Source organism: Pantoea agglomerans, from assembly GCF_020149765.1.
GTDB classification, from domain to species: Bacteria; Pseudomonadota; Gammaproteobacteria; order Enterobacterales; family Enterobacteriaceae; genus Pantoea; species Pantoea alvi.
The window spans coordinates 2,565,101-2,590,797 of the sequence record NZ_CP083809.1 but is presented as its reverse complement, the minus strand read 5'-3'; the positions used below and the strand labels follow the sequence as shown (position 1 = coordinate 2,590,797).

At 59.9% G+C, this 25,697-nt stretch carries 28 protein-coding genes and 2 tRNA genes; 11 read left to right on the top strand and 19 right to left on the bottom strand.

Annotation, left to right across the window (positions count from 1 at the left end; genetic code table 11):
- Positions 1-87: 87 nt before the first annotated feature.
- A complete protein-coding gene (matP, locus tag LB453_RS15230) occupies positions 88-555 on the top strand; it encodes a macrodomain Ter protein MatP (protein WP_146053810.1) in 468 nt (155 codons plus the stop codon).
- Between the two features lie 70 nt (positions 556-625).
- Here the strand turns inward: matP and ompA are convergent, their stop codons facing one another.
- Both ompA and sulA read right to left on the bottom strand, forming a co-directional pair.
- Positions 626-1,693, bottom strand: coding sequence for a porin OmpA (gene ompA / locus LB453_RS15225; protein WP_103795391.1), 1,068 nt, complete (start codon positions 1,691-1,693; stop codon positions 626-628).
- A gap of 353 nt (positions 1,694-2,046) precedes the next feature.
- Positions 2,047-2,538: an SOS-induced cell division inhibitor SulA gene (sulA, locus tag LB453_RS15220; protein ID WP_103795392.1), complete on the bottom strand. Its 492-nt coding sequence runs from the start codon at positions 2,536-2,538 to the stop codon at positions 2,047-2,049.
- Positions 2,539-2,749: 211 nt separating this feature from the next.
- On the opposite strand from sulA, the gene LB453_RS15215 reads away from it, so the two are divergent.
- Entirely contained in the window at positions 2,750-3,361 is a 612-nt protein-coding gene (locus LB453_RS15215) for a TfoX/Sxy family DNA transformation protein (protein WP_103795393.1), read from the top strand.
- On the opposite strand, the gene yccS is transcribed toward LB453_RS15215, so the two are convergent.
- Together yccS and LB453_RS15205 are read right to left on the bottom strand one after the other, a co-directional pair.
- On the bottom strand, positions 3,331-5,496 hold the full coding sequence (yccS, locus tag LB453_RS15210) for a YccS family putative transporter (RefSeq protein ID WP_103795394.1): 2,166 nt from the start codon (positions 5,494-5,496) through the stop codon (positions 3,331-3,333). The two genes, LB453_RS15215 and yccS, sit on opposite strands and share 31 nt — an antisense overlap.
- Positions 5,497-5,505: 9 nt before the next feature.
- Complete coding sequence (locus LB453_RS15205; protein WP_103795395.1) at positions 5,506-5,949, bottom strand: YccF domain-containing protein; 444 nt, start codon at positions 5,947-5,949, stop codon at positions 5,506-5,508.
- A 124-nt stretch (positions 5,950-6,073) separates the two neighbouring features.
- Here LB453_RS15205 and helD point away from each other — a divergent pair, with 124 nt between their 5' ends.
- The gene (gene helD / locus LB453_RS15200; protein WP_103795575.1) at positions 6,074-8,128 is read left to right on the top strand and encodes a DNA helicase IV; all 2,055 of its coding nucleotides are present in this window, start codon (positions 6,074-6,076) and stop codon (positions 8,126-8,128) included.
- Here the strand turns inward: helD and mgsA are convergent, their stop codons facing one another.
- Positions 8,129-8,587: a methylglyoxal synthase gene (mgsA, locus tag LB453_RS15195; protein ID WP_103795396.1), complete on the bottom strand. Its 459-nt coding sequence runs from the start codon at positions 8,585-8,587 to the stop codon at positions 8,129-8,131. It abuts the gene before it with no gap.
- Between the two features lie 67 nt (positions 8,588-8,654).
- Positions 8,655-9,296, bottom strand: coding sequence for a DUF2057 family protein (locus LB453_RS15190; protein WP_103795397.1), 642 nt, complete (start codon positions 9,294-9,296; stop codon positions 8,655-8,657).
- Between the two features lie 173 nt (positions 9,297-9,469).
- Between LB453_RS15190 and LB453_RS15185 the strand changes: the two genes are divergently transcribed.
- Positions 9,470-9,892, top strand: coding sequence for a CoA-binding protein (locus LB453_RS15185; RefSeq protein WP_103795398.1), 423 nt, complete (start codon positions 9,470-9,472; stop codon positions 9,890-9,892).
- Positions 9,893-9,924: 32 nt separating this feature from the next.
- Here the strand turns inward: LB453_RS15185 and hspQ are convergent, their stop codons facing one another.
- Both hspQ and rlmI read right to left on the bottom strand, forming a co-directional pair.
- Entirely contained in the window at positions 9,925-10,242 is a 318-nt protein-coding gene (gene hspQ / locus LB453_RS15180) for a heat shock protein HspQ (protein ID WP_033751160.1), read from the bottom strand.
- Positions 10,243-10,301: 59 nt separating this feature from the next.
- Positions 10,302-11,492, bottom strand: a complete 1,191-nt coding sequence (gene rlmI / locus LB453_RS15175) for a 23S rRNA (cytosine(1962)-C(5))-methyltransferase RlmI (protein ID WP_103795399.1) — start codon at positions 11,490-11,492, stop codon at positions 10,302-10,304.
- Between the two features lie 85 nt (positions 11,493-11,577).
- Here rlmI and yccX point away from each other — a divergent pair, with 85 nt between their 5' ends.
- Positions 11,578-11,856, top strand: coding sequence for an acylphosphatase (gene yccX / locus LB453_RS15170; protein WP_103795400.1), 279 nt, complete (start codon positions 11,578-11,580; stop codon positions 11,854-11,856).
- Here yccX and tusE read toward each other — a convergent pair whose 3' ends face one another.
- Both tusE and yccA read right to left on the bottom strand, forming a co-directional pair.
- Positions 11,857-12,183: a sulfurtransferase TusE gene (gene tusE / locus LB453_RS15165; protein ID WP_103795401.1), complete on the bottom strand. Its 327-nt coding sequence runs from the start codon at positions 12,181-12,183 to the stop codon at positions 11,857-11,859.
- Between the two features lie 155 nt (positions 12,184-12,338).
- Complete coding sequence (gene yccA / locus LB453_RS15160; protein WP_103795402.1) at positions 12,339-12,995, bottom strand: FtsH protease modulator YccA; 657 nt, start codon at positions 12,993-12,995, stop codon at positions 12,339-12,341.
- A gap of 219 nt (positions 12,996-13,214) precedes the next feature.
- Here yccA and LB453_RS15155 point away from each other — a divergent pair.
- The 3 genes from LB453_RS15155 to agp all read left to right on the top strand — a co-directional run bounded on the left by LB453_RS15155 (position 13,215) and on the right by agp (position 15,329).
- Positions 13,215-13,302, top strand: a tRNA-Ser gene (locus LB453_RS15155).
- A 67-nt stretch (positions 13,303-13,369) separates the two neighbouring features.
- A tRNA-Ser gene (locus LB453_RS15150) sits at positions 13,370-13,457 on the top strand.
- Positions 13,458-13,694: 237 nt separating this feature from the next.
- Positions 13,695-15,329 carry a bifunctional glucose-1-phosphatase/inositol phosphatase gene (gene agp / locus LB453_RS15145; RefSeq protein WP_103795403.1) on the top strand — a complete coding sequence of 545 codons (1,635 nt, stop codon included), beginning with the start codon at positions 13,695-13,697 and terminating at the stop codon, positions 15,327-15,329.
- A 55-nt stretch (positions 15,330-15,384) separates the two neighbouring features.
- Here the strand turns inward: agp and LB453_RS15140 are convergent, their stop codons facing one another.
- Genes LB453_RS15140 through wrbA form a run of 3 tightly spaced genes read right to left on the bottom strand, consistent with a single transcriptional unit; the run spans position 15,385 to position 17,660 of the window.
- Complete coding sequence (locus LB453_RS15140) at positions 15,385-16,758, bottom strand: NAD-dependent succinate-semialdehyde dehydrogenase (protein ID WP_103795404.1); 1,374 nt, start codon at positions 16,756-16,758, stop codon at positions 15,385-15,387.
- Between the two features lie 51 nt (positions 16,759-16,809).
- Positions 16,810-17,040 (bottom strand): YccJ family protein, encoded by a 231-nt coding sequence (locus tag LB453_RS15135; RefSeq protein WP_033751138.1) that lies wholly within the window; start codon positions 17,038-17,040, stop codon positions 16,810-16,812.
- A gap of 20 nt (positions 17,041-17,060) precedes the next feature.
- Positions 17,061-17,660 carry an NAD(P)H:quinone oxidoreductase gene (wrbA, locus tag LB453_RS15130; RefSeq protein WP_103795405.1) on the bottom strand — a complete coding sequence of 200 codons (600 nt, stop codon included), beginning with the start codon at positions 17,658-17,660 and terminating at the stop codon, positions 17,061-17,063.
- 153 nt (positions 17,661-17,813) lie between these two features.
- On the opposite strand from wrbA, the gene LB453_RS15125 reads away from it, so the two are divergent.
- Positions 17,814-18,722, top strand: coding sequence for a DMT family transporter (locus tag LB453_RS15125; protein WP_103795406.1), 909 nt, complete (start codon positions 17,814-17,816; stop codon positions 18,720-18,722).
- Here LB453_RS15125 and rutG read toward each other — a convergent pair whose 3' ends face one another.
- From rutG to rutA, 6 genes are read right to left on the bottom strand one after another with little or no spacing between them, the layout of a single operon-like run.
- Positions 18,723-20,048: a pyrimidine utilization transport protein G gene (gene rutG, locus LB453_RS15120; RefSeq protein WP_103795407.1), complete on the bottom strand. Its 1,326-nt coding sequence runs from the start codon at positions 20,046-20,048 to the stop codon at positions 18,723-18,725.
- A 42-nt stretch (positions 20,049-20,090) separates the two neighbouring features.
- Positions 20,091-20,615 (bottom strand): NADH-dependent FMN reductase RutF, encoded by a 525-nt coding sequence (rutF, locus tag LB453_RS15115; RefSeq protein ID WP_103795408.1) that lies wholly within the window; start codon positions 20,613-20,615, stop codon positions 20,091-20,093.
- 10 nt (positions 20,616-20,625) lie between these two features.
- Positions 20,626-21,429 carry a pyrimidine utilization protein D gene (rutD, locus tag LB453_RS15110; RefSeq protein ID WP_103795409.1) on the bottom strand — a complete coding sequence of 268 codons (804 nt, stop codon included), beginning with the start codon at positions 21,427-21,429 and terminating at the stop codon, positions 20,626-20,628.
- Positions 21,429-21,824: a pyrimidine utilization protein C gene (gene rutC / locus LB453_RS15105; protein WP_103795410.1), complete on the bottom strand. Its 396-nt coding sequence runs from the start codon at positions 21,822-21,824 to the stop codon at positions 21,429-21,431. Before rutC ends, rutD begins: the two co-directional genes overlap by 1 nt.
- Before the next feature lie 4 nt (positions 21,825-21,828).
- The gene (gene rutB, locus LB453_RS15100) at positions 21,829-22,548 is read right to left on the bottom strand and encodes a pyrimidine utilization protein B (RefSeq protein WP_103795411.1); all 720 of its coding nucleotides are present in this window, start codon (positions 22,546-22,548) and stop codon (positions 21,829-21,831) included.
- Positions 22,548-23,636, bottom strand: a complete 1,089-nt coding sequence (gene rutA / locus LB453_RS15095) for a pyrimidine utilization protein A (protein ID WP_103795576.1) — start codon at positions 23,634-23,636, stop codon at positions 22,548-22,550. The genes rutB and rutA overlap by 1 nt, the downstream gene beginning before the upstream one ends.
- Positions 23,637-23,941: 305 nt before the next feature.
- Here rutA and rutR point away from each other — a divergent pair, with 305 nt between their 5' ends.
- Positions 23,942-24,577, top strand: a complete 636-nt coding sequence (gene rutR / locus LB453_RS15090) for an HTH-type transcriptional regulator RutR (RefSeq protein WP_048782218.1) — start codon at positions 23,942-23,944, stop codon at positions 24,575-24,577.
- A 42-nt stretch (positions 24,578-24,619) separates the two neighbouring features.
- Positions 24,620-25,594, top strand: coding sequence for a metal-dependent hydrolase (locus LB453_RS15085; protein WP_103795412.1), 975 nt, complete (start codon positions 24,620-24,622; stop codon positions 25,592-25,594).
- Positions 25,595-25,697 lie beyond the last annotated feature (103 nt).

Genomic DNA, 25,697 nt, shown 5'->3' with positions numbered 1-25,697 from the left:
CCTGAGACCTGCCGCGCCTTTTTCCTTACTGCATCGAGCATAAAAGCTGTTATTCTTAGTTTGTTACGCGGTCACGATGAGATTCCGATGAAATACCAACAACTCGAAAATCTTGAAAGTGGATGGAAATGGAAATACCTGGTGAAAAAGCACCGGGAAGGCGAGCCGATCACACGTTATCTTGAGCTTAGCGCCGCGCAGGCAGCGGTGGATGAACTGCTCTCAATGGAAAACCGTCCGGTTGATGTGGCTGAATGGATCGCGCAACATATTCACCCGGATCTGGATAATCGGCTGAAACAGACCATTCGCGCGCGCCGCAAGCGGCACTTCAACGCAGAACATCAGCATACCCGTAAGAAGTCGATCGATCTGGAGTATCTGGTGTGGCAACGCCTGGCGGGGCTGGCGCAGCGCCGCGGCTGCACGCTGTCGGAAACCATCGTTCAGCTGATTGAAGATGCAGAACGTAAAGAGAAATATGCCACGCAGATGTCGAGCCTGAAACAGGATCTGCAGGCTATCCTCGGCAAATCAGAAACGGGCAGCGAATAGCGCAGCGCGTTAAGCTAAACAGCAGACATAAAAAAACCCCGCTTTGCGGGGTTTTTTCTTACGAGGTAACTTAAGCCTGCGGCTGAGTTACAACGTCTTTGATACCTTTCACGTCGATTTCTACGCGACGGTCCGGACCCAGGCAGTCGATCAGAGCCTGACGGCCTTTTACGCTGTCACAGGTGTTGCCGGTAACTGGGTTAGATTCGCCCATGCCACGTGCAGAGATCTTGTTAGACGGGATACCTTTAGAAACCAGGTAGTCAACCACAGACTGAGCGCGTTTCTCAGACAGTTTCTGGTTGTACTGGTCAGAGCCGATGCGGTCAGTGAAGCCCAGAACGACGACTGAACCGTCTTTCGGATCCATTGAGCTCAGCTGGCTGTACAGCTGATCCAGAGCCTGCTGGCCTTCCGGCTTCAGGGTAGACTTGTTGAAGGTGAACAGGACGTCAGACTTCAGGGTGAAACGCTTGGTTTCAACAACTGGAGCCGGAGCCGGAGCCGGAGCAACAACCGGTGCAACTTCATCCTGACCGAAGCGGTATGAAACGCCTACGCTCAGCATGCCGTTGTCAGGACGTGCGCCAACGGTCTGTGCGTCACCGATGTTGTTAACCCACTGGTAGTCCAGACGAGTTGCCCAGTTCTGAGTCAGAGCGTATTCAACACCCACTGCTGCCAGCGGAGAAACGCCGGTGTCGTGGTCGCTGATGCGGCCGTTGACAACGTTGTTCTGAGTTGCGTCAGCACGCCATACCATACCACCCAGGCGGGTGTAGACATCCAGATCGTCAGTGATCGGATAGCTCAGTTTAGCAGCCAGCTGAACGCCCTGTGCTTTGAATGCGCCGTTGTTTACGGTGCCTTTGTTCGGCATACGGCCAAGCCAGTCGTAGCCCAGCTCGAAGCCCAGGTACGGGTTAGCCTGGTAACCTACGAATGCGCCAGCGCCAAGCTGAGATTCGTGAGTCGGGCCATTGTTGTTGCCATAACCGTTACCGTAGTAACCAGTATCGTGATACTGAGACCAGCCCAGTTTAGCACCGGTGTACCAGGTGTCATCTTTCGGAGCGGCCTGCGCTACGGTAGCGAAGCCAGCCAGTGCCACTGCAATTGCGATAGCTGTCTTTTTCATTTTGCGCCTCGTTATCATCCAAATAGGCAATGAGCAAAAAGGGATGCTCTTGGTTGTAATCCTTCGCCGGGTTAATACGCTCGCTTATGACTCTACCGATTAAAAAACGGAGATTATTGAGCACCCTGGCGAGGTAAAGTCTACAACGAGATTGGAAAGTTACAAGTATGATGTGAGGGGATGCTGCAAAAAAACAGGGCTTTATACACATATTCTAACATTTGGCGCGGTCTTAATACCGTCGCGCTTAAAGGCAAAATGCAGCTAAACCATTGTCAAAGCTGGAGGGAAAAGAATCAGTGGTTTAGCTGAAACAAAAAAGGCAATTGACCCGAGATAAATCTTATTTTTACTTAATGAAACAAATCGGACTGAATTTTTCGCCCTTTAGTTGGTCGCAGCGAGGGTTCTGCCGTCCCATTGGGACGCATTATCAACCCCAGCGCTTTACCTTCCGCCGCCGCCAGTTCTAATTCGCGCCGTTCTTCCTCGTCCAGATCGTACGGTATCCACGCCAGCACGACGCTGTAATTCCCGGTACGCAACGCTTTAATCATCGCCTCAACAGAGGTGCAACGCTCAGAATCCGCAACGTGCATGCTTTTTTCCAGCGGCAGACCCGACTGTTGCAGCCAGGCGCGATTCAGCTTGTGCGCGGGCGTCAGCCAGAGCTGCCAGCGAGACTCCTTGCTGAGCTGTTGCAGTAACGGCAGCAGCAACATTTGCATCATGCCGGGCTGTTCGCTGTAGCGCAATTCCGTAATCCAGCCGCTGTGCTGCGACGGCTTAGAAGCGGAAACGTGACGGTGAGCAAAGCCTGCATTATTAAAGTGTTGGGTGCGCATAAGTTAACCACTCAGCATTGGACTGTATGGATATACAGTAATGACTTCCTGGATAAAGATCAACCTCAAATTTGGAAAACGGCTCGCAAAAAAGGCAGAAGGTCAGGCTTAAGGAAAAGAATTAATTGAACCCTTAACTGATTTTTTCTATATCTCTAACGAACTGATACCCATGGATTTTTAGTAATTTTCTGCACAAGGAGAGCGTGTTATGAAAAAAAAGCACCCCATTGTAGAACAGTCTCGTAATCGCCTGGCCGCGCTAGGCCATATCGAGGCGCGCACCCAGTTCGGCGGCTATGCGCTGGCCGTCGAAAAAGTGGTTTTCGCGCTGATTAGCGATGACGCACTCTATCTGCGCGCCAGCGAAGCGCTGCGGCAATATGCGACGCGCCAGCCTATGCAGCCGCTGCTGTTTCGCAAGCGCGGTACCGCGGTCTGCCTCGACTACTATCGCGTCGACGACGTGCTATGGAGTGACCCCGAGCAGCTGCTGTCTCTTTCCGCCGCTTCGTTGCGCACCGCACGCCAGGCGTCGCAGGCCAGACAGAGGCCGCTGCGGCTGAAGGATCTGCCCAATCTCAGCCTGCGCATGGAGCTTCTGCTGCACGAGGCGGGGGTGAGAAGCGTGCAGCATTTGATGGAGCTGGGATCGAAACGCTGCTGGCTCAGGCTCAGAGCGATAAACCAGCATATCGGCTTTAAAACGCTGCTGGCGCTGGAGGGGGCGATAAAGGGACGACATGAAGCCGCCCTGCCGCTAACGGTCAGGGCGGAGCTGAATGCATGGTATCAGGAGGCTTTAAAAGGTGGCCTCTCCTGAGGCTGCGCCAGCGTCCGGCTCAGACGGGCGATTTCCGGCAGCAGGGCTACCAGTAAGCCCAACTGCTGCAACACCAGCGGCGCGCGCGTCTCCTGATTAGCGGCCATATCGCTGATGCGCTGCGTTAGCGCGCTCTGCATCGTTTCCGCTTCAGCGTCGCTCACCACCTCGGTTTGCAGCACATCTTCGACATAGCAGACCGTATCGTCGAGCAGCGTCAGCAGCGCGCCGTCAGTCAGCTTATCGCGGTGCGCGCCGAGGGCAGAGATATAGCTCAGAAAAGAGTGGTTAAGGCAGAGCAGCTGGAAAGCGGACTCTTTATGTTTCTGCTGCGTCCGCGACTCCCCGCTCATATTGGAGACCACGGAGGCCAGCTCCGCATCGGCGTTATGGGCGTCGCGTCGCGCGATGCGATAGGCGAGACGATTATCCTTACCCTGATGATACTGCTCCATAATGGCGTCCAGATAGCGGCAGTTGGCGTTCAGGGTGCGCGCCGCCACCGCAGGCAGCTGACGAAAACGCCAGTCAGGCCAGATAAAGGCCACCGCCAGCCAGGCGAGCGCACATCCCAGCAGCGTGTCCACAATGCGCGGCAGCGCCACCTCGAAGCCTTCGCCCAGCAGGTTAAAGCAGAGCAGCACCAGCAGGGTGATAAACAGCGTCGCCTGCGCGTACTGCACCTGGCGAAAGGCGAAAAACAGCACCCCGCTGACCACAATCAGCACCAGCTGCCCTTCGGTCGAGGGCACCAGCCACAGCACTGGCAGACCGATGGCGATACCCGCCAGGGTGCCGCCGATACGCAGCGCCAGCCTGCGCCGCGTGGCGTTATAGTTAGGCTGGCAGACAAACAGGCTGGTGAGCAGGATCCAGTAGCCGCGATCGAGACCGGTAATCTGGATAAAGGCGTAGCCGATGCAGAGCACCACGGTCATGCGCACCGCGTGACGGAAGAGCGCGGAAGCGGGTGTCATATGACGGCTGAGGCGCAGGCGAATATCGCTCCAGCCGCTCAGCCCTTCGCGCGACAGCCGGTTATCGCCCGCCAGATTTTCGCTGGCTAAAGACTGCTCAGACTCTATCGATCCCAGCTGCGCGTCGATGGCGCGCAAATTGCGCAACAGCCAGAACAGCGGGCGCAGATGGGGCGCGTCCGGCTCGTTTTGCTGCAGGCGCTCCAGCGCGGTCTGCAGGCGCTCGAAGGCGCGCTCAAAGCGAGCGTCGTGCTCCCAGCGCTCACGCAGCAGGATGCACTGCGACAGCTGGCGACACGCCTGCGCCTGCATATTCAGCAGCCGCTGAAAACGGAACAGGATCTCGTTGTAGCGCCAGTCGTCGCGCAGCAGATGATACTGCAGGTGGGAAGAGCTGGCGCGCTCGTGGATATCCTGCGCCACAAAGTAGTAATGCAGACTGCGACGGGTGCTGCGCGATCCGCGATCGCCGCGCAGGCGGCTCTGCAGCGTGCTTTTGGTCAGATTCAGCTGCGCCACCAGCTGACTGTTAACCATCGCGGTGCGAATAAGCGTGACGTCATCCTGGGCGTCGCCGTCGGGATCGAACAGATTCGCTTTGGCTTCAAGATATTGCGCCAGCTGCGCATAGCTGCCCGCCAGCTGTTCCTGCACCGGCCGTACCGGGAACATCAGATGGCCGAGCAGCGTCAGCATGTTGTACCAGAGCGCGCCGACCAGCAGCAGGATAGGCTGCATATACCACTGGGAAAACAGCCCGATGCCCAGCATGGTGTAAACGGCGATCAGCAGCGCGCCAAAGGCGATAGTGGCGTAGCGCTGGCCGAGCGCGCCCAGCAGAATAAACCCCCAGGTGGAGAGGGCGAGCCCGGCCATAAACGCCAGCGGATGGGGAAACAGCAGCTCTACCGAGACCGATGCGATACAAAAGCAGAGCAGGGTAATCAGCAGATTGCGCAGCCGGCCGCTGAGGCGGTCGTCGAGATCGGCCAGCGCCGCGGCCACCACGCCGAGCGTCAGCGGGATGGTCCAGTCGATCTGATGCAGCCACCAGGGCACCGCCGCGCAGCCGGTCAGCGCCAGAAAGATGCGAAACAGATAGCGCCAGCTGCTGTTAAAGAGATAGTTGCGCCAGCCCGGCAAGGCTTTCGACATCATATCGTTGCCTCAGTAGCGCCGACGGGCGTTGGCGTCGCGCGCGGCGCGCGCTTCTTCAACCGAGACCACGCGGCGACCGACCGGCCAGAGCGCGATAGCGGCGATTTTAAAATTGGCGAGGCCCACCGGAATGCCGATGATGCTGATGCACTGTACGATGCCGGTAGAGATATGGGTCAGGCAGAGCCACCAGCCGAAGAAGATCAGCCAGAAGATATTGAGAAAGGTACCGCCGGTATTCAGCAGTGCGCTTTTGCTCTCCGGGCGCAGCACGTCCACGTGCACCGCCTCGTTGCCGTAAGGCACCAGCGAGAGTTTGGTGATCTCCCAGCAGGAGCGGGTCAGCGGCAGAGTGAAGATCAGGACGATACTCACCAGCGTGGCAAACAGCCAGCAAAGGGTGGTGATAAACCCGCCGAGGATAAAATTGAGAATGTTCAACACTGTGCGCATGGCGTTTTTTTCCTTTTGCTTTCCGCAAGATGTGCCGCCAAGTTTAGCCTGTTTTAAGGCTGGAGCGCCAAGAGTCTGACAGGTAAACTCCCGATATTCTTTTCCCAGGTTCGACGGTGTGGATATGGAACTCAAAGCGACATCGATGGGCAAACGGCTTGCCCAGCATCCCTATAACCGGGTTCGCCTGCTGGCGGCTGGGGTGGAAGTAAGCGGCGATCGGCACGAATACCTGATTCCTTTCAACGAGCTGCTCAGCATCAGCTGCAAGCGCGGCATGGTCTGGGGCGAGCTGGAGTTTTTGCTGCCTGACGATAAGGTGGTGCGGCTGCACGGCACCGAATGGCAGGAGACGCAGCGCTTCCATCACTATCTGCTGCAGGCCTGGCAGGCGTGGAGCGCCGAGATGAGCGCAATTTGCGCCGGGGTGTTAGGTGAACTTCAGCAGGAGATCGACCGCTTCGGCGAACAGGATCGCTGGATCAAACGCAGCGAGCTGCAGGCGCTGCGCGCCACCATCGAAAAACAGTTCGCCGCGCTGCCGCTGCCGCTGGCGCGCCTGGAGGAGTTTAGCGACTGTCGCGAGCCTTACCTGATCTGCCAGCGCTGGCTGGAGCAGGGCGACGCGGCGCTGCGTCAGCGCAACCGCGACTGGACGGCGCGCATGCTCAGCGCCCATCGCGACTTTTTTGCAACGGTGGAATCCTCGCCGCTCAACGCCTCGCAGAGCGAAGCGGTGGTCAACGGCGAAGAGTCGGTGCTGGTGCTCGCCGGGGCAGGCAGCGGTAAAACCTCGGTGCTGGTGGCGCGGGCGGGCTGGCTGCTGCGGCGCAGGCTGGCTGCGCCCGAGCAGATTCTGCTGCTGGCATTTGGTCGTCAGGCGGCGGAAGAGATGAACGATCGCATTCGGTCACGGCTGGGCGTCGCCGACATTCAGGCGCGTACTTTTCACGCGCTGGCGCTGCATATTATCCGCGAAGGCAGCAATAAGCAGCCGGTGATCAGCAAGCTGGAAAGCGACGTCGCGGCGCGTCATGCGCTGCTGATTGACATCTGGCGTCAGCAGTGCGAGGAGAAAAAAGCGCAGGCGAACGGCTGGCGTCAGTGGCTGCGCGACGAGCTGGAGTGGGAGCTGCCCGAAGGGCACTTCTGGCAGGACGATCGGCTGGCGAAACGGCTGGCGTCGCGCCTTGAACGCTGGCTGGGGCTGATGCGTATGCACGGCGGCGCGCAGGCGGCGATGATCGCCGAGGCGCCGGAAGAGGTGCGCGAGCTGTTCGGCAAGCGAGTGAAGCTAATGGCGCCGATGCTGAAAGCCTGGAAGAGCGCGCTGAAAGAGGAGGGCGCGGTCGATTTCTCCGGGCTGATCCAGCAGGCCGTGGCGATTCTGGAGAAAGGGCGTTTTATCAGCCCGTGGAAGCATATTCTGGTTGATGAGTTTCAGGATATCTCGCCGCAGCGCGCCGCCTTGCTTGCGGCGCTGCGCCAGCAGAACAAACGCGCCACGCTGTTCGCCGTAGGCGATGACTGGCAGGCGATCTATCGCTTTACCGGCGCGGAGATGTCCTTGACCACCGCCTTCCATCACTATTTCGGCGACGGCGATCGCTGCGTACTGGATACGACCTACCGCTTTAACGATCGCATCGGCGATATCGCCAACCGCTTTGTGCAACAGAATCCGCACCAGCTGCGCAAGCCGCTCAACAGCCTGACCAAAGGTAATAAAAAAGCAGCAGGGCTGCTGCCGCAGGAGCAGCTGGAGCCGCTGCTGAATAAGCTGAGCGGGTATGTCAGGCCTGAAGAACGGGTGCTGCTGCTGGCGCGCTACCACCATCTGCGCCCGGATGTGCTGGATAAAGCAAAAACCCGCTGGCCAAAGCTCAATCTCGACTTTATGACCATTCACGCCAGCAAAGGACAGGAGGCGGACTTCGTTATTTTGCTGGGGCTACAGGCGGGCAAAGAGGGGTTTCCCGCCGCGGCGCGTGAGTCGGTGATTGAGCAGGGACTGCTGCCGCAGCCGGAAGATTTCCCGGATGCGGAGGAGCGGCGTCTGGCCTACGTGGCGTTAACCCGCGCGCGCCAGCAGGTGTGGATGCTCTACGATCGCGAACAGCCATCGCCCTTTGTCGAGGTGTTTCGCCAGCTCGGCGTGCCGCTGCTGCGTAAAGCCTGATTAGCGCAGACGATCCTGCAGATAGCGCTGATAGTCGGGGATGGCGATCTCCACCGGCTGCGCAAACAGCGGCGACTGAATAATAAAGTTGGCCGTGGCGCGGTTGGTGGCGACCGGAATGTTCCAGACGGTGGCGAGGCGCAGCAGCGCCTTAACGTCGGGATCGTGCGGCACCGCGTTAAGCGGATCCCAGAAAAAGATCAGCACGTCGATTTTGCCTTCCGCGATCAGCGCGCCTACCTGCTGATCGCCGCCCATCGGGCCGCTCAGCATCGCGTTCACATTCAGGCCGGTATGGCGATTAATCAGATTGCCGGTCGTGCCGGTGGCGTAGAGGGTATGGGGCTCAAGAATGGGCTGGTTCTGCTTTACCCAGTCGAGCAGCGAGGCCTTGCAGTGATCGTGCGCAACGAGTGCGATATGTTTGCTGAGGCCAAGCGTGCGGGTGGTCTGTTCCATAAAGGCGTCCTGGTCGAGTCACGTGCCGAGAAGATGGCACGAGTTTACCCCGCGTTTTTCCCGCCTATCAACTTGTCCTTAACAATTTAACCAGCGACATAAATTGCTGACGGGTCGCCTGATCGAAGCGATGAAACCAGCGTTTAATCGCCGGCGACTGCGCTTCATCTATCCAGACGAACTCCGCCTCGACGGGGGGACGCGTTGCCGCGCCGTCGCGCACGGCGGCGAAATGGGGCACGGAGGCGACCTGGCCGTTGCGGTTGTAGAGTATCATCGCCTTTTCCATATCGCTCTCTGCGGAAACGGGCAGGCGATCTCGCCGGATATCGATCTCTTTGCCGTGCTCGTCCACCAGCTGGAAATTGAGCGTGCGATCGAAGTGGTGGCGCTCGCGGCGGTTGTCCAGCGCGGGCAGGCGAATAGTGATGGTTTTGACCTGGGCGTTGAAGGTAACGATCATCGGCGCCGACTGATAGCGCAGCGATGCGTCTTTGTGTGCGTCGCGCAGCTGTTCGACGCGAAAGAGAAACTGATGCTGGCCGCGCTCCAGCTCAAGACTGTCGGCGCCTTTCAGCAGCGAGCCGGAAATTTTGCGCCCGTCCAGCACCAGCAGATCGATCTGCGGGTCAAGCTTTAGCGTGATGGCCTGACAGGTTGCCGAAACGAGGAGAACAGTCAACCCCGTCACGACCAGAGAGAGTTTCATGTAGACTCCAGATAGAGGGCGCAAAGTTTTGTGTGTAGCAAATTCTTACATTATGGCAGTAAATTTACATTTGAACATAAGTTTTTGTGCGCCAGTGCAAAATTCTGCTTTCTGGAGAGCGGCGCGCTAAAAAGGCGACGCTACATTTAATGCTCTGAAATAAGGAGAGAAAGATGAACGATCAAACTATTCGCGACGTGCTGACGCGTACTCAGCGCATCGCACTGGTAGGCGCCAGCGATCGTCCAGACCGACCGAGCTACGGCGTGATGAAATATCTGCTGGATCAGGGATACGAGGTGATTCCGGTAAGTCCGAAACTGGCTGGCCAGACGCTATTAGGCCAGAAAGCCTACGCGACGCTGCAAGAGGTACCGGGCAAAATCGACATGGTTGATGTGTTTCGTCATTCAGAAGCGGCGTGGGGCGTTGCGCAGGAAGCGATTGCGGCGGGCGCCGATACTCTCTGGCTGCAGCTGGGGGTAATCAACGAGCAGGCCGCCGTGCTGGCGCAGGATGCGGGTCTGACCGTGATTATGGATCGCTGTCCTAAAATGGAAATTCCGCGGCTGGGCGTGACGCGACAGAAACAATAATGTCACAGGCGGCATGTGACTGCCGCCTGCGATCAGTGGCGCAGGCGCGGCGCCTGCAGCTGCTGACGAATCGATGCGGCCAGTTCGTCCATCTCCGGCTGTTCCGGATGCTCTGAACTGGTTTCACCAGAAAGCTGAATCTCAGCGATATAGGTATGAACCTGATCGCCTTCTTCATCTTCCATTACCACATGATACCAGGGCGCACGACGCAATGTTTCAGTTGCGCCCACCTCGTCCAGCTTCGGCGTATCCAGTGAATACTCGGGATCGACATCCACTATTACGCCCAGCACGCCCGAAAGGCGGTGCCGAACCTGCTGACCAATACCAAATTTAGTGGCAATCATAGTGACCTCCAGAAAAACTGCCTCCTGATCAATATGGCGTCAGAAGGCGCTTTTTCAAGTCACACCACACGACATGCAAAACCTTTAAGGTAAAGACCCTCAGGGTAGCTGGCAATAACCGGGTGATCGGCCGCCTGACGGAACTGCTCAATAAACTGCGCTTCGCGGCCCGCATCCAGCGCGGCGTCAGCGATAATCTTCTGGAACAGCTCGGTTGCCATCAGTCCCGAACAGGAGAAGGTCATCAGAATGCCGCCCGGATTAAGCAGCTGCATCGCCAGCATATTAATATCTTTATAACCGCGGCAGGCGCCCGCCAGCTGGTTTTTGTTCTCCACGAACTTGGGCGGATCCATGATGATCAGATCGAACTTCTCGCCGACGTCGCGGTAGCGGCGCAGCAGTTTGAACACGTCATCGCGTACGAATTGCGCGCGTGACAGATCCAGCTGGTTAAGCTCGACGTTCTGGCGCGCCACGTCGAGCGCCTCCTGTGAGGTGTCGACGCTGATCACTTCCCGGCAGCCGCCCATCAGGGCCGACACGGCAAATCCGCCGGTATAGGAGAAGCAGTTAAGCACGCGCGCATCCTGCGCGTAGCGGCGCGTTGCCAGACGGCTGTCGCGCTGGTCAAGGTAGTAGCCGGTTTTATGGCCGCCCTGGATATCGACCAGCAGCTTCATGCCGTGTTCGGTAATCGGCAGCAGCGGCGGCGGTATTTCGCCGGTTACCGGACCCTGCGTCAGCTCCAGCCCCTCTTTTTTACGCACCGCCACATCGGAACGGTCATAGATGGCGCACTGCGGAAAACAGTGCTGCAGCGCGGAGAGGATGGCAGGGCGCTGATATTCGGCACCGGCAGAGAGCAGCTGCAGCACCAGGAAGTTGCCGAAGCGATCGATGGTCACCCCCGGCAGCCCGTCAGATTCGCCAGCGATCAGGCGATAGCTGTCGAGGCCGTCTCTCTGCGCCAGCCAGTCGCGCCACTGGCGCGCCTGCTCGAAACGGCTTATGAAGAAGGCGATATCGATTGATTCCTCCTGCTGCCAGCTCCAGACGCGGGCGCGAATTTGCGACTGCGGCGACCAGGCCGCGCGTGCGAGAAATTTGCCGTTATGGTCGCAGACATCAACGGTTTCACCCAGTTGCGCTTTACCTTCAAGGCGCGCAACGGCACCGGAAAACACCCACGGATGGCGGCGGAGCAGGGATTTTTCACGTCCCTTAGCGAGAATCAATCGAACGGTCATAGTTTGCTATGCTTACCTGAAAAAATGAGGCGCCATTGTCCGGTGGATGAGGTTAAATTGCAACGCGCAGCGGCAGGAGAGAGCGATGAGATCGGCCTGTTTTAAAATATGGGTACACGGCAGGGTGCAGGGCGTTGGGTTTCGCTACAGCACTCAGGCACAGGCGTCGCAGCTTGGCGTGCTGGGTTACGCGCATAATCTGGATGACGGCAGCGTCGAGGTGCTCGCCTGGGGTGAGCCGGACAAAGTCGATGCGCTTATCGACTGGCTGAAGGCGGGCGGGCCGCGCGGCGCGCGCGTCGATCGGGTATTAATGGAGCCGCATCAACCCGCTGAGCCGCCGCGCCGCTTCACTACGGGCTGATTAGAGACACTTCGCCGGTTTAGGCAGGCCGGCGATTTTGGTCGCCTGTTTCGCCGGGCCATCTGGAAAGAGACGGAACAGGTAACGGCTGTTGCCTTTCTCTTCGCCATATTTTTGCGCCATCGCCTTTACCAGCATACGAATGGCGGGCGAGGTGTTGTACTCCAGATAGAAAGCGCGGACGAAACGCACCACTTCCCAGTGTGCGTCGCTCATGGCGATGCCTTCATGATGGGCGATCTGCTCTGCGAGCGCCTCGCTCCAGTCGTGGCGATGTTTCAGATAGCCCTCGCCGTCGACCTCGATGATTTTACCGTTAAATTCCACGTTTACTCCTGACTGCGTTATCCGGCGGCATTCTAGCAAATTGCGCCGTCAGAAAAAGCAAAACCCCGCCGAAGCGGGGTCAGGGAGGCGCAGGGGAGGTAGCCTGAAGCGATGGCAAGGTTGCTCTCTGTTACGGCTACCTGCTTCCGTGCGCGTTAGTCGTTGCGGGCAAAACCCAGCAGGCTCAGCAGGCTCAGGAAGATATTGTAGAGCGAGACGTAGAGGCTGACGGTGGCGCGAATATAGTTGGTCTCGCCGCCGTGAATGATATTGCTGGTTTCCCACAGGATGGCACCGGCGGAAAAGAGAATAAACAGCGCGCTAATCGCCAGGTGCAGCGCCGGCAGCTGCAGGAACAGGTTAGCGACGACCGCCACCAGCAGCACCACAAAGCCAGCCATCATCATGCCGCCGAGGAACGACATATCGCGACGGGTGGTCAGCACATAGGCCGAACAGCAGAAGAAGACCAGCGCCGTGCCGCCTAACGCCAGCGCGATTACGTCAGCCATGCCTGCGGCTAAAAACGAACTGAGGATCGGGCCGAGGCAGTAGCCAAGAAAGCCGGTAAAGGCGAAGGCCGCCAGGATGCCCATCGGGCTGTCCGCCAGCTTATGAGTAAGGAACATCAGGCCGTAGAAACCGACCAGCATTAAAATCAGTCCCGGGCCGGGCAGGCCGAGCAGGGTGCTGGCGGTGGCGGTCACGGCGGAGAAGGCCAGCGTCAGGCCGAGCAGGAAATAGGTGTTACGCAGCACCTTATGGGTGCTGAGCAGTGATGTCCGTGAGGACGAGGTAATAATTCTGTCCATAATGCGCTCCTTTATCAGAACACGAGGTTTGCGCTGAGAATACGCAGCGACGTTAAAACGCGAAAGGCGTTTTACCCTTCTTTACGCGATAAATCGCTGTTTCTCTGAGCGGATTGGCGATTTCGCCAACGAATAACGCCGTTTTGGCTGTTTTTCAGGCGAATGAATTCGTACAGGCTTTACATCCTTCGGGGGGATGTTTATAGTGCGCCTCATTGCGGAGGGGTGGCCGAGCGGCTTAAGGCAGCGGTCTTGAAAACCGCCGATGGGAAACCATCCGAGAGTTCGAATCTCTCCTCCTCCGCCACTTTCCTGCTCAGGCAGGAAGCGGCAATACGGCAACGCTGTTTTGCCAGAGCAACAAGCAACACCCCGGAGGGATGGCCGAGCGGCTTAAGGCAGCGGTCTTGAAAACCGCCGATGGGAAACCATCCGAGAGTTCGAATCTCTCTTCCTCCGCCACATTAGACAGGCCAGCACAGCGTGCTGGCCTGTTGCATTTCTGCTTCCCGACCCCCCGGCGCATCGCGCTTCTCCGGCCGCTTTTGCTCTACTCTGCTATAGTCCATTCACGATTTTGCAAACATTCGGGCGCATTTCGCGGCCAGCTTAGGTTACACTGTGGACCACTATGCTCTGATCAGAGCTAATCGGTTGATAGCCAGAGTGTTTCTCTACTGAATAAATGGAATAGGCACAATGATCAAGAAACTGAGTCTTTGCGCACTGTCGGTGCTGGCCGCGCTGCCGATCGGTATGGCGGCCCAGGCGGCTGAAGGCGATATGCAGCTGCAACAGGTACTGATGTTTAGCCGCCACAACCTGCGCGCGCCGCTGGCCGATAACGGCAGCGTGCTGGAACAGTCGACGAAAAAAAGCTGGCCGCAGTGGAGCGTGCCGGGCGGACAGCTCACCACTAAAGGCGGCGTGCTGGAAGTCTACATGGGCAACTACACGCGTCAGTGGCTGGCGCAGCAGGGCCTGGTGCAGAACGGCAGCTGTCCTGACAGCAGCAATGTCTTCGTCTACGCCAACAGCCTGCAGCGTACCGTCGCGACGGCTCAGTTCTTTGTCAACGGTGCTTTCCCCGGCTGTGATATCGCCGTCACGCACCAGGACGCCATGGGCAGCATGGATCCGGTATTCAACCCGGTGATCACCGACGACAGCGAAGAGTTTAATAAGAAGGCGCTGGCGGCGATGACCGCAGAAAACGAAAAGCTGGCGCTGAAGCCTGCGCTGCAGCAGCTGGATAAAATTGTCGACTACAAATCTGCGCCCGCCTGCAACAACAAAAAACAGTGCGATTTGAGCAGCGGCGACAACGTTTTCAGCGCGGAAAACGGCAAAGAGCCAAACGTAAGCGGCCCGCTAAAGGTTGGCAACTCTCTGATGGACGCCTTCACGCTGCAATACTATGAAGGCTTCCCGCTGGAGCAGGTCGCATGGGGCCAGATCAAAACTCCTGAGCAGTGGAAAGCGCTGTCGGCGATCAAGAACGGCTATCAGGATGCGCTCTTCACCAGCCCGGAGGTGGCGCGCGAAGTCGCCGCGCCGCTGGTGGACTATATCCGCAGCCAGCTGGTCGATCAGGACAAAGCCAACGCGCCGAAAATCACCCTGATGGTGGGGCACGACTCCAATATCGCTTCGCTGCTGAGCGCGCTGCAGGTTAAGCCTTATGAGCTGCCAGGCACCTGGGAAAATACCCCCATCGGCGGCCAGCTGGTGTTTGAACGCTGGCACGATGCGAAAAACAATAAAGATCTGCTGAAGCTGGAGTATGTCTATCAGACCGCCGATCAGCTGCGTGATGGCGAGGTGCTGAGCCTGAAGAATCCGCCGAAGCGCGTAACGCTGCAGCTGGAAGGCTGCCCGACCGACGGCAACGGCTACTGCAGCTGGGATCAGTTCACTCAGGCGCTGAACGTTGCGCTGCAGGGCACGCCGATGGAGCCAGCCGCGCAGCCGGCTGCGGCTAACAGCGACGCCGCCGCTAAGCCGGCGGAGAGTAAACCAGCCGCCGATAAAGCCGCCGCCGACAAAGCCGCTGCGGACAAGGCGGTAGCTGACAAAGCGGCCGCAGATAAAGCGGCTGCAGAAAAAGCTGCCGCGCAGAAAGCCGCCGAGCAGAAAGCCGCTGAAGCGAAAGCCGCAGAAGAGAAGGCGAAAGTGGCCGAGGAGAAAGCGAAGGCAGAGCGCGCCGCGGCGCAAAAAGCAGCGGCAGAGAAAGCCGCCGCCGATAAAGCGGCCGCAGAAAAAGCCAGTGCGTCGGTGCAGAAGCCGGTGGAATCTGCGCAGAAGAGCGACGCGAAGCAGACCGTTATGCAGTAACGTCTGCACAGATGAAAAACCCCGCCGCGGCGGGGTTTTTTATGGACGTAGCGGGTTAGCCCGCAATCACCACCAGCTTTTGGTTGGCAAACTCTTTGATCCCCAGATCCGACAGCTCGCGGCCATAGCCGGAGCGTTTCACGCCGCCAAACGGCAGCTCGGCTGAGGTATCGCTCTGCGAGTTGATAAATACCATACCGGTTTCAATCGCCGAGGCGAGCCGACGGCCACGCGCGCTGTCCTGCGTCCAGACCGAACCGCCCAGACCATAGTGGGAGTCATTCGCCAGCGCCACCGCGGCGTTGTCGTCGCCGACGACATAAACCTGCGCTACCGGTCCAAAAAACTCTTCGTAATAGGCCGGGTTATCTGGCCGGATATCGGTCAGGATAGTTGGCTGGAAATAGCAGCCGACGCCATCCACCGGCTTGCCACCAGTCAGCAGCGTCGCGCCGTTTCGCACCGCTTCATCGACCTGTTTCGCCAGGCGATCGCGCGCGTCTCTGGAGGAGAGCGGGCCCAGCGTGGTCTGCTCGTCCAGCGGATCGCCGAGGCGCGCCGCCTTCAGCGCCGAACTAAATTTATCGATAAAGGCGCTGGCAATCTTTTCGTGCAGAATAAAGCGCTTGGCGGCGGTACAGACCTGGCCGCAGTTGCTGAGTCGCGCCTGCGCGCCCTGACGCACCGCCTCGTCGATATCGGCATCGTCGAGCACCACAAAAACATCGTTGCCGCCCAGTTCCAGCGTCGATTTCTTCAGGTATTTGCCCGCCTGCTGCGCCACGGCGCTGCCGGCGCGCTCTGAACCGGTCAGGGCGACGCCCTGCACGCGATCGTCGGCGATCAGTTCAGCAACCTGCTCGCTGCTGATAAACAGGTTAGTCCAGGCGCCTTCCGGCGCGCCCGCTTCTCTTACCAGCTTTTCAAACACGTCGGCGCAGTGCGGCACAATATTGGCGTGTTTCGCCAGCACCGGATTGCCCAGCGCCAGGTTAGGCGCCAGCACGCGCATCAGCTGATAGTAGGGAAAGTTCCACGGCTCGACGGCCACCAGCACGCCGATGGGATGGTACTCAACCCAGGCTTCGCCCAGTTCGCTGGGATAGGGCTGCGGCTTAAGGATCTCCGCCGCATTCTCGGCGTAATAACGCGCGATCTGCGCGCAAATTTTTACTTCTCCCCGGCTCTGACCAATCAGCTTGCCCATCTCCTTGCTGGCGATGGCGGCCAGCTCGTCAACCCGGCTCTCGATCAAATCAGCCAGCCTGCTGAGCACCTGCAGACGCGGCTCAATATCGCCTTTGCTCCACGACGAGTGGAACAGGCGATCGGCGGTTTCCAGCGCCTGGCTTACCGCAGCAGCGTCGTGAGAGGGCCAGCTTTTCAGCAGCTGATTATTGGCGGGGTTAATGCTCTGATAGGAAGACATAGATTCTCCTTGGTCAGTAAAAAAGGTGAGGCGGGAAATCCCGCCTCGTAATCAGATATTTTTGCGCTCTACCGGCGTATCGTCCCACGTCAGCACGTCGGCTTCCGTTTTGTCAAAGGCGCGAAACAGCACTTCGTCGTTACCCTGCTGACGCCAGATCTCCTCCGCCAGCTTTTCGTCATAGTTGGCCACTTCGAAAATAGCCTCTGCGATTTCTGGAGAGGTGTGGCGCAGCGTGGCCCATTCGCCTACGTGGTGGGCTTTCGCCTGATCGTTCGACATACTTTTCTCCTTAATAACACTTACCCTTTGAGTTTTACCGTCAGTCCGGCAACGTGTTCGCCCTGATAGCGGGCGATGTTCAGTTCCTCTTCCGTCGGCTGACGCGAGCCGTCGCCTCCCGCCAGGGTGGTGGCGCCGTAAGGCGTGCCGCCGCGCACCTGCGAGATATCAAACAGCTCTTTAGTGCCGTAACCAATCGGCACGATCACCATGCCGTGGTGCGCTAAAGTGGTCCAGACTGAGGTGATGGTCAGCTCCTGGCCGCCGCCGGTTCCGGTCGAGGTAAAAACGCTGGCGACCTTGCCGTGCAGCGCGCCGGAGGCCCAGAGGCCGCCGGTGCGATCCCAGAAGGTGCGCATCTGACCGGACATATTGCCGAAGCGCGTCGGCGTGCCGATGAGAATGGCGTCGTACTGCGGCAATATGTCGGGCGTTGCTTCCGGCGCCGCCTGGTCAGTTTTCCCGCCTACCTCGGCGAAACGATCGGCATCCATGGTTTCCGGCACGCGACGGATGTCGACTTCCACGCCGGAGACGCGGCGCGCGCCTTCGGCGACCGCGTTCGCCATGGTTTCAATATGTCCATACATTGAGTAATAAAGCACCAGAATTCTGGCCATTGCGCTCTCCTCAGCATGTGAAAACCTAAGCAGAAGTATAGAAGAGCTTTCCGGCCCTGCGGCGAGATCGCAAAATTTGCGCTTTTTCTGATGCATTGCATTCAGGCGGCGACCTGCGCACAATGGCGCCCGTTGAATCACGGAAGGTGTGTTATGTCGGAGAGTTCCCGCACGCTGGCGCTGCGCGTATCGCGCGAAGAGCTGGTGCTGATTTTGATTACGATGATCTGGGGCGGCACCTTTCTGGTGGTGCACCGCGCTATGGCCGTTTCTGGCCCTTTCTTTTTTGTCGGCCTGCGCTTCGCCACCGCCGCGCTGATCCTTGCCTGCGTCTTTCGCCGCGTGCTGGCGGGCATCACGCGCCAGGAGATGATCGCCGGCGCCTTAATCGGGCTGTCGATCGCCGGAGGATATGGCCTGCAAACCTGGGGTATGCAGACCATCTCCAGCAGCCAGTCCGCCTTTCTCACCGCGCTGTATGTGCCGGTCGTGCCGCTGCTGCAGTGGCTGTTTCTGCGCCGGCCACCGGGGCTGATGGCGTGGTGCGGCATCCTGCTGGCGTTCCTCGGTCTGCTTTTGGTGGCGGGGCCGCAGGATGGCCGCATCAGCCTTAACCAGGGCGAAATCGCCACCTTGTTCAGCACGCTGGCGATCGCCGCCGAGATTATCCTGATTAGCCGTTTCGCCGGTCAGGTGGATGTGCGCCGCGTCACTCTGATTCAGTTAGCGGTCGCCTCGCTGTGCGCCTTTATCCTGATGGTGCCGAACGGCGAGTCGATGCCGGCGCTCAGCCCGACGCTGCTGCTGAGCGCGCTCGGTCTCGGCGCGGCCAGCGCGCTGATTCAGGTAACGATGAACTGGGCGCAGCGCAGCGTTTCGCCGACGCGCGCGACGGTTATCTACGCGGGCGAGCCGGTCTGGGCGGGCGTGGTCGGACGAATTGCCGGCGAGCGGCTGCCTGCGGCGGCTATTCTCGGCGGCGCGCTGATCGTCTGCGGCGTTATCGTCAGCGAGCTGAAGCTAAAGCGAAAAAAGGCGGCGCCGGTGGCGCCGCGCGAATAGTCACCCCTGCTGGCGCGCCGGACGCTCCGTCAGCGCCGCGCCGCGTCGGCGCAGGATGGCGTTAAGCAGGATAGCGCCGAAGGTGGCGGTGCCGATGCCCCCCAGGGTAAAGCCGCCGATCTTCAGCGAAAAATCGCCCGCGCCCAGCACCAGCGTGGTGGCGACCATAATCAGGTTGCCGTTCTGGCTGAAGTCCACATGGTTCTGAACCCAAATGCGCGCGCCCGCCACCGCGATCAGGCCGAAGACCACAATGGAGGCGCCACCGATCACCGGCGCGGGAATGGCATGGATCAGCGCGCCGAACTTCGGCGAAAAGCCGAGGATCAGCGCGATAACCGCCGCTGCCACGAAGGCGAGGGTGGAGTAGACTTTAGTCACCGCCATAACGCCGATATTCTCCGCATAGGTGGTGACGCCGCTGCCGCCTATGGTGCCGGAGATCATGGTCGCCAGCCCGTCGCCGACAAAGGCGCGTCCCATCCAGGGATCGAGATTGCGTCCGGTCATGCCCGCGACCGCCTTCAGATGGCCGAGGTTTTCCGCCACCAGAATAATCGCCACCGGCGCGATCATCACTATCGCCTGCAGATCGAAGCTGGGCGCGGTGGTCTGCGGCATGCCAAACCAGCCAGCCTGCGCCACGCCGCTGAAGTCGACCGGTTTGCCGAAGCCCAGCACGTTGGTCAGCAGCGCGTAAATCGCCCAGGCGAGGATCAGCCCCACCAGAATCAGCAGGCGCTGTACCATGCCGGAGGTAAAGACCGCCACCAGCCCGATAGCGAGCACGGTCATCACCGCCATCCAGCTGTCAAAACCCGAGGCCGCCACGCTGTGTACCGCGATGGGCGCGAGATTAAGCCCAATCGCCATGACCACCGCGCCGGTAACCACCGGTGGCATCAGCCGCTCAATCCAGCGCGTGCCGACTTTCATAACCAGCAGGCCAATCAGCATATAGAGCGCGCCGCAGGCGATAACCCCGCCGAGCGCAACGCTCAGGTGCGGGTTAAGCCCCTGGCCGTTGAAGCCGGTCACGGCGATCACCACGCCGACAAAGGCCGCGCTGGAGCCGAGATAGCTGGGCACCCGGCCGCCGGTAATCACAAAAAAGAGCAGGGTGCCGATGCCTGATACCAGAATCGCCAGATTGGGATCCAGCCCCATCAGCAGCGGCATCAGCACGGTGGCACCGAACATCGCCACCGCATGCTGCAGACCAAGGATCGCCGTTTGTCCAAACGGCAGCGTCTCATCCGGGGCGATAAGACCGCCGTCTGATACCGCCGACTTTTTACGCCATTGAGGAAACCAGGAACTCGCCATCGTTATCTCCAGAAAGAGGGGTATCAGGCCGCGCAGGGCGGATTAGCGGGCATCCTGCCGCTGCAGCGGTAAATAGCCGCGATCGAACCAGGCCAGCCCGTGCGCTTCATCGCTAAAGGTCAGCGCCAGCACTTCGCAAAACAGCACGTCATGGGTACCAACCCGGGTAATGTTGCTGATGCGGCAGTCGAAGGAGACCAGCGCGCCGGCCAGCACCGGCGAGCCTGTCGCTGCCTTGCGCCACTGCGCCGCCTGAAAGCGCTCTTCCATCGGCGTTTTGCCGCCAAACAGGGTTGAGAGAGAGGCCTGACTGGCCGCAAGCGTGTTGACGCAGAGCTGGCGGTTAGCGTCGAAAACCGACCATACCGAGGCGGCGCGATTCAGGCAGACCAGCAGGGTCGGCGGCGTATCGGTGACGCTGCATACCGCTGAGGCTGTGAAACCTGCGCGTCCCGCCGGGCCGTCGGTGGTGATGATATTCACGGCGGCGCCCAGGCGCGCCATGCCGTCACGGAATGCCTGCTTCTCAACCAGATTGTCGTCAGGCGTCAGGGTCAGGGTACTCATAGGGATCTCCTTAACTTGCCGCGCGCTGCGGCGCGGCTTCACTCTGGTTAAGCCACTGCAGCAGCAGCGAATTGAAGCCTTCGGCGTCGGTGACGCTCATCGCATGGCCACCCCAGCACATGGCTATCTGCTGCGCGTTGGGCAGCGCACCGGCCAGCTGCGCGTTACAGCTCCAGGGCACCAGCATGTCGTCCTGGCTGCAGATCGCCAGCACCGGCTGCTGAATGCGCGCAGCCAGCGGCGTGAAGTCGGCGCGCATCAGGGCGTTCAGGCGCCGCAGCAGATTGTCGCGTCCCTGGAAGTGGGCGAGATGTGCCGCCTCTTCCTCAAGAAGACGCGCCTGATGCTGTGCCATCCACTCGGCCGGATAGAGAAACAGCGGCTGCGCGCGCACAAAAGCCTCGACGCCCGCGTTGAGCAGCAGATCCTGCCGTACCTGAAAGCAGCGCCGCGTGTGGGGATGCAGCCGCAGCCAGCCGTTGATCACCGCCACGCGCTCGACGCGCTCGGGGTAGTCGAGCGCCAGCTGTAGCCCCACCAGACCGCCGAGCGCGTGGCCAATCACGCCGAAGCGCGTAATCCCGCGCTGCGCCAGCGCCTCGGCCAGCTCGGCCGCCATCATCGGCATCGAATAGTCGGCCGGCAGCGGCTGCGCGCTGCGGCCGGTGCCGCGCTGGTCATACATCACCACGCGATAGCGCGAGCTCAGTGCCGCCAGCTGCGGCTGCCAGAACCCCGCTACGCCGCCGAGGCCCGACGCCAGCACCAGCGTCGGCGCCGCAGCATCCTCTCTTCCCACTATCTCCAGATGCATTACGCCTCCCGCTGGCCGATATGCGCGACGCTGGCGATCTCCACCAGCGCATCGGGTTTCACCAGGCCACACTGAATACAAAAGCGCGCCGGTTTATCGCCGGCGAAATAGTCGGCGTACACCTGATTGATGGCGGCGTAATTCTGCCAGTCGGTGAGGAAAATCGAGTTGAACGTTACATCGTCGAGCGTGCCGCCTGCGGTTTCAATCACGGTTTTAATGGTTTCCAGCACGTGGCGCGTCTGCGCAGCGGCGTCGCCGATATGCACCACATTGTTCTCTTTGTCGAACGGCAGGGTGCCGGAGACATAGAGCACGCCGTCGGCCAGCGTACCCGGCACAAAAGGGGCGATCGGCGTGGCGGTGCCCGGCGGAATAATCACAGATTTCGGCATGGCATTACTCCTTATGGCCTTTCAGGCTTTCGCAGAAGGCATCAACGCTGGAGACCCAGCCAAAAAAGGTTTCGATATTGAAAATTGCCGCCTGCTGGGCGAAGGGCGGACCCGCCTGATAAGTGGCGTCTTCCAGCACCACGCCGAAATATTCGAGGAAAAAGCCGTCGCGCAGCGTCGACTCCACGCAGACGTTGGTGGCGATACCGGTAAAGATCAGATGACGAATGCCGCGGCTGCGCAGCATGCTGTCGAGCGGGGTGTTGAAAAAGCCGCTGTAGCGCGGTTTCGGCAGCACGATATCCTCTGGCTGCGGCTGCAGCGCATCCACCAGCGCGTAGTCCCAGCCGCCTTTGGCCAGCAGCGTGCCCGCCAGCTCAGGCCGTTTGCGCATGGTTTTCAGCGCGTTGGACTTATGGAAATTAGGCGAACCGGCGTCGCCCGCCTCGACATAGCGCGCATCCCAGCCGTTCTGGAACCAGATAATCTGCACGCCGGCCGCGCGCGCGGCGCTGACCGCCTGCGCGATCTTCTCAATTACCGGTGCGGTGGCGGAGACGTCAAAGCCCGCCAGGTCGAGATAGCCGCCGGGGGTGGCGTAGGCGTTTTGCATATCGACCACGATCAGCGCGCTTTGCGCGGGCGGGAAGGCGATCGCTTCCGGGCGCGCGGGCAGCTCAACCTGCGGCAGCGCAGCGGTATGGGCGCAGTAAACGGTACTCATCAGGCTACCTCTCTGTTGTCATTGATCTCGCTGCGGCACTGCATCAGCGGCTGGATAAACTGGCCGAACGCCTCAATCCCCTGCAGGAAGTCGTCAAAAGTGAGCAGGACGCCCTCGGCGCCTTCCACCTGCGCCACCTCGTCCAGCATGCGCGCAACGCTGGCGTAAGAGCCGACCAGCGTGCCCATATTGATATTGACGGCAGAGGTGGGGTCAGCCATCTGGCGCACGTTGGTGTCGCTGCCGGAGCGCTTGTCCTGCTGGCTCTGGGTGGTCAGCCAGGCGAGCGCCTCTTCGTCAGCGCCCGCTTTGTAGTGCTCCCATCTGGCGCGCGCCGCCTCGTCGCTTTCGGCGGCGATAATCATAAACAGCACGTAGGAGCCGACGTCGCGGCCCGCCTTATCCGCCGCCTGCTTCATACGCGCGGCGGTCGGGGCGAAGGCGGCAGGCGTATTGACCCCCTTGCCGAAGCAGAAGTTGTAGTCGGCATGCTGTGCAGAGAAGGCCATACCCGCGTCGCTCTGTCCGGCGCAGATCACCTTCATTGGCTTTTGCGGCTGCGGACTGACGCGGCAGTCGTTCATGGTGAAAAACTCCCCTTTGAAATCGGACTGGCCGCTGCCCCAGAGATCGCGCAGCACCGTCACATACTCCGTCAGGTAGTCGTAGCGGCGGCTAAAGTAATCGTCACCCGGCCAGATGCCCATCTGCTCATATTCCGGCTTCTGCCAGCCGGTCACCAGGTTAACGCCGAAGCGGCCGCCCGAGATGGAGTCGATGGTTGACGCCATGCGCGCCACGATGGCGGGCGGCAGCGTCAGCGTGGCGGCGGTGGCGTAGATCTCAATGCGCGAGGTGACGGCGGCAAGCCCGGCCATCAGGGTGAAGGATTCAAGATTGTGATCCCAGAACTCGGTTTTGCCGCCAAAGCCGCGCAGCTTGATCATCGACAGCGCAAAGTCGAAGTGATAGTGCTCCGCCTTCTGTACGATCGCCTTGTTCAGCTCGAACGTGGGTTTGTACTGCGGGGCGTGGGTGGAAATCAGCCAGCCGTTGTTACCAATCGGAATAAAAACGCCAATCTTCATGTCAAACCCTCTTTGCCAGGTGATAAACGGTTTGGTGCGCTGCGCGGCTTCCTGCTTCATCCCTGATGGCGGCGCTTGCTGACAAATTTGCAAAGGTTGTGCCACAAAATATAAATATATATTTAACAATGACTTGACGGCGGGGCGGTAAAAAAAGTAGAGCAATTGGTCCGTTCTGGACCATCTGGTCAAAAATCACTGCACGTTTAGCAGGCAGGCTGAGCAAAAAAGGTGCAGCGCCCGGGTTGGGCAGGTGAGAGCGGCTTTGCTATGATGCCTGTACGCTTAAGGAATGAGGTAACGCTGTGAAAACCGATGAAAAAAAACCGACGCGACGTTCGCGCGCCACTGCGGCGAAACGCGCCGCCATTCTGGAAGCCGCGCTGGCGCTTTTCTCTCAGTTTGGTATTCACGGCACGCGTCTGGATCAGGTTGCCGAGCGGGCAGACGTCTCAAAAACCAATCTGCTCTACTATTATCCCTCGAAAGAAACGCTCTATATCGCGGTGCTAAAAGAGATCCTTGACGTCTGGCTGGCGCCGCTGCGCGCGCTGCAGCACGATATGGATCCGCTCAGCGCCATCCGCCGCTATATCCGCCTTAAGCTTGAGGTGTCGCGCGACCATCCTCAGGCGTCGCGTCTTTTCTGTCTGGAGATGCTGCAGGGCGCGCCGCTGCTGAAAGGCGAGCTGGCGGGCGATCTCAAGCAGCTGGTGGACGATAAGGCGGCGATCGTCGAGCGCTGGATCAACGAAGGGCGGTTGGCGGGCGTTCAGCCGCAGCATCTCTTTTTTATGCTGTGGGCGGCGACGCAGCACTATGCGGATTTCGCCAGCCAGGTTGAGGCGATTACCGGTCAGACCCTGAGCGATCCGCAGTTTTTTGATGAAACGGTCGAAAACGTACAGCGCATGATCATCGAAGGGATCCGCGTGCGCTGATTTCCTGGCGGCTGACGCCGCCGCTCTGTCCCGGAGTCATCGATGGATTCTGTTTCGCAACTGCTGTTGGGGGCGTCAGTCAGCGTCGCGGCGATGGGGCGGCGCGTGCCGCTCTGGCAGGCGGCAGCGGTGGGTGCCGTGTGCGGCACCCTGCCTGACCTCGATGTTTTTATCGATCACGGCGACGCCATCCGCAATATGACGCTGCACCGCACCGAGAGCCATGCGCTGCTCTGGCTAACCCTCATCTCGCCGCTGCTCGCCTGGCTGATTGCTGGCCTGTTTCGGCGCGGGGTGAGCTGGCGGGCGTGGTGGCTGGCGATCTGGCTGGCGCTGATTACCCATCCGCTGCTCGATCTGATGACGGTGTACGGCACGCAGCTTGGCCTGCCGCTCACCGATCACCCCTTTGCCGTTGGCAGCATCTATATCGTCGATCCGCTCTATACGCTGCCGCTGCTGATCTGCCTTGTGGCGGCAGTGCGGCGCGGCGGCGCCGAAGGGCTGCGCTGGAATCGCGCCGGATTAACCCTGAGCACGCTCTATCTTGTCTGGAGCATGGCGATCCAGAGCGTTGCGGGCTGGCAGGTAAGAGAGTCGCTGGCGCGGCAGCAGGTTTCCGACCAGAAGGTGCTGGTGACGCCCACCGCGTTTAATACGCTGGTGTGGCGTGCGGTGATTATTGATGGCGACCGCTATGGCGAGGCTTACTGGTCGCTGCTGTCGCCGACGCGGGCGCTGCAGATACGCTGGCGGCCTCGCCATATGGCGCTGTTCGCGCCGCTGCGGGGCAGCTGGTATGCGGAGCGCGTCGCCTGGTTTAGTCACGGCTTCTATGCGCTGCGCGAGCAGGATGGTCAGACCGTTATTGCCGATTTACGCATGGGGGAAGAGGGGCGCTACACCTTTACCTTTGGGCTGGGCACGTCGCAGTTGCCTGCTGCGCATCCTGAGCGGCTGCCCTCGGCGCGTCCTTCGCTGGGGGAGAGTTTTAAAAAGACCGGGGAGCGCCTGTAAAAGCAGAAGGAAGTCGCCCGCGCGGTTACGCACCTCATCCCTGAGGTGCGCCTGTTGCCGGGCCAACGCTCCCGGCGTTTTTGTCCCTGGCGCGGGACGCGCT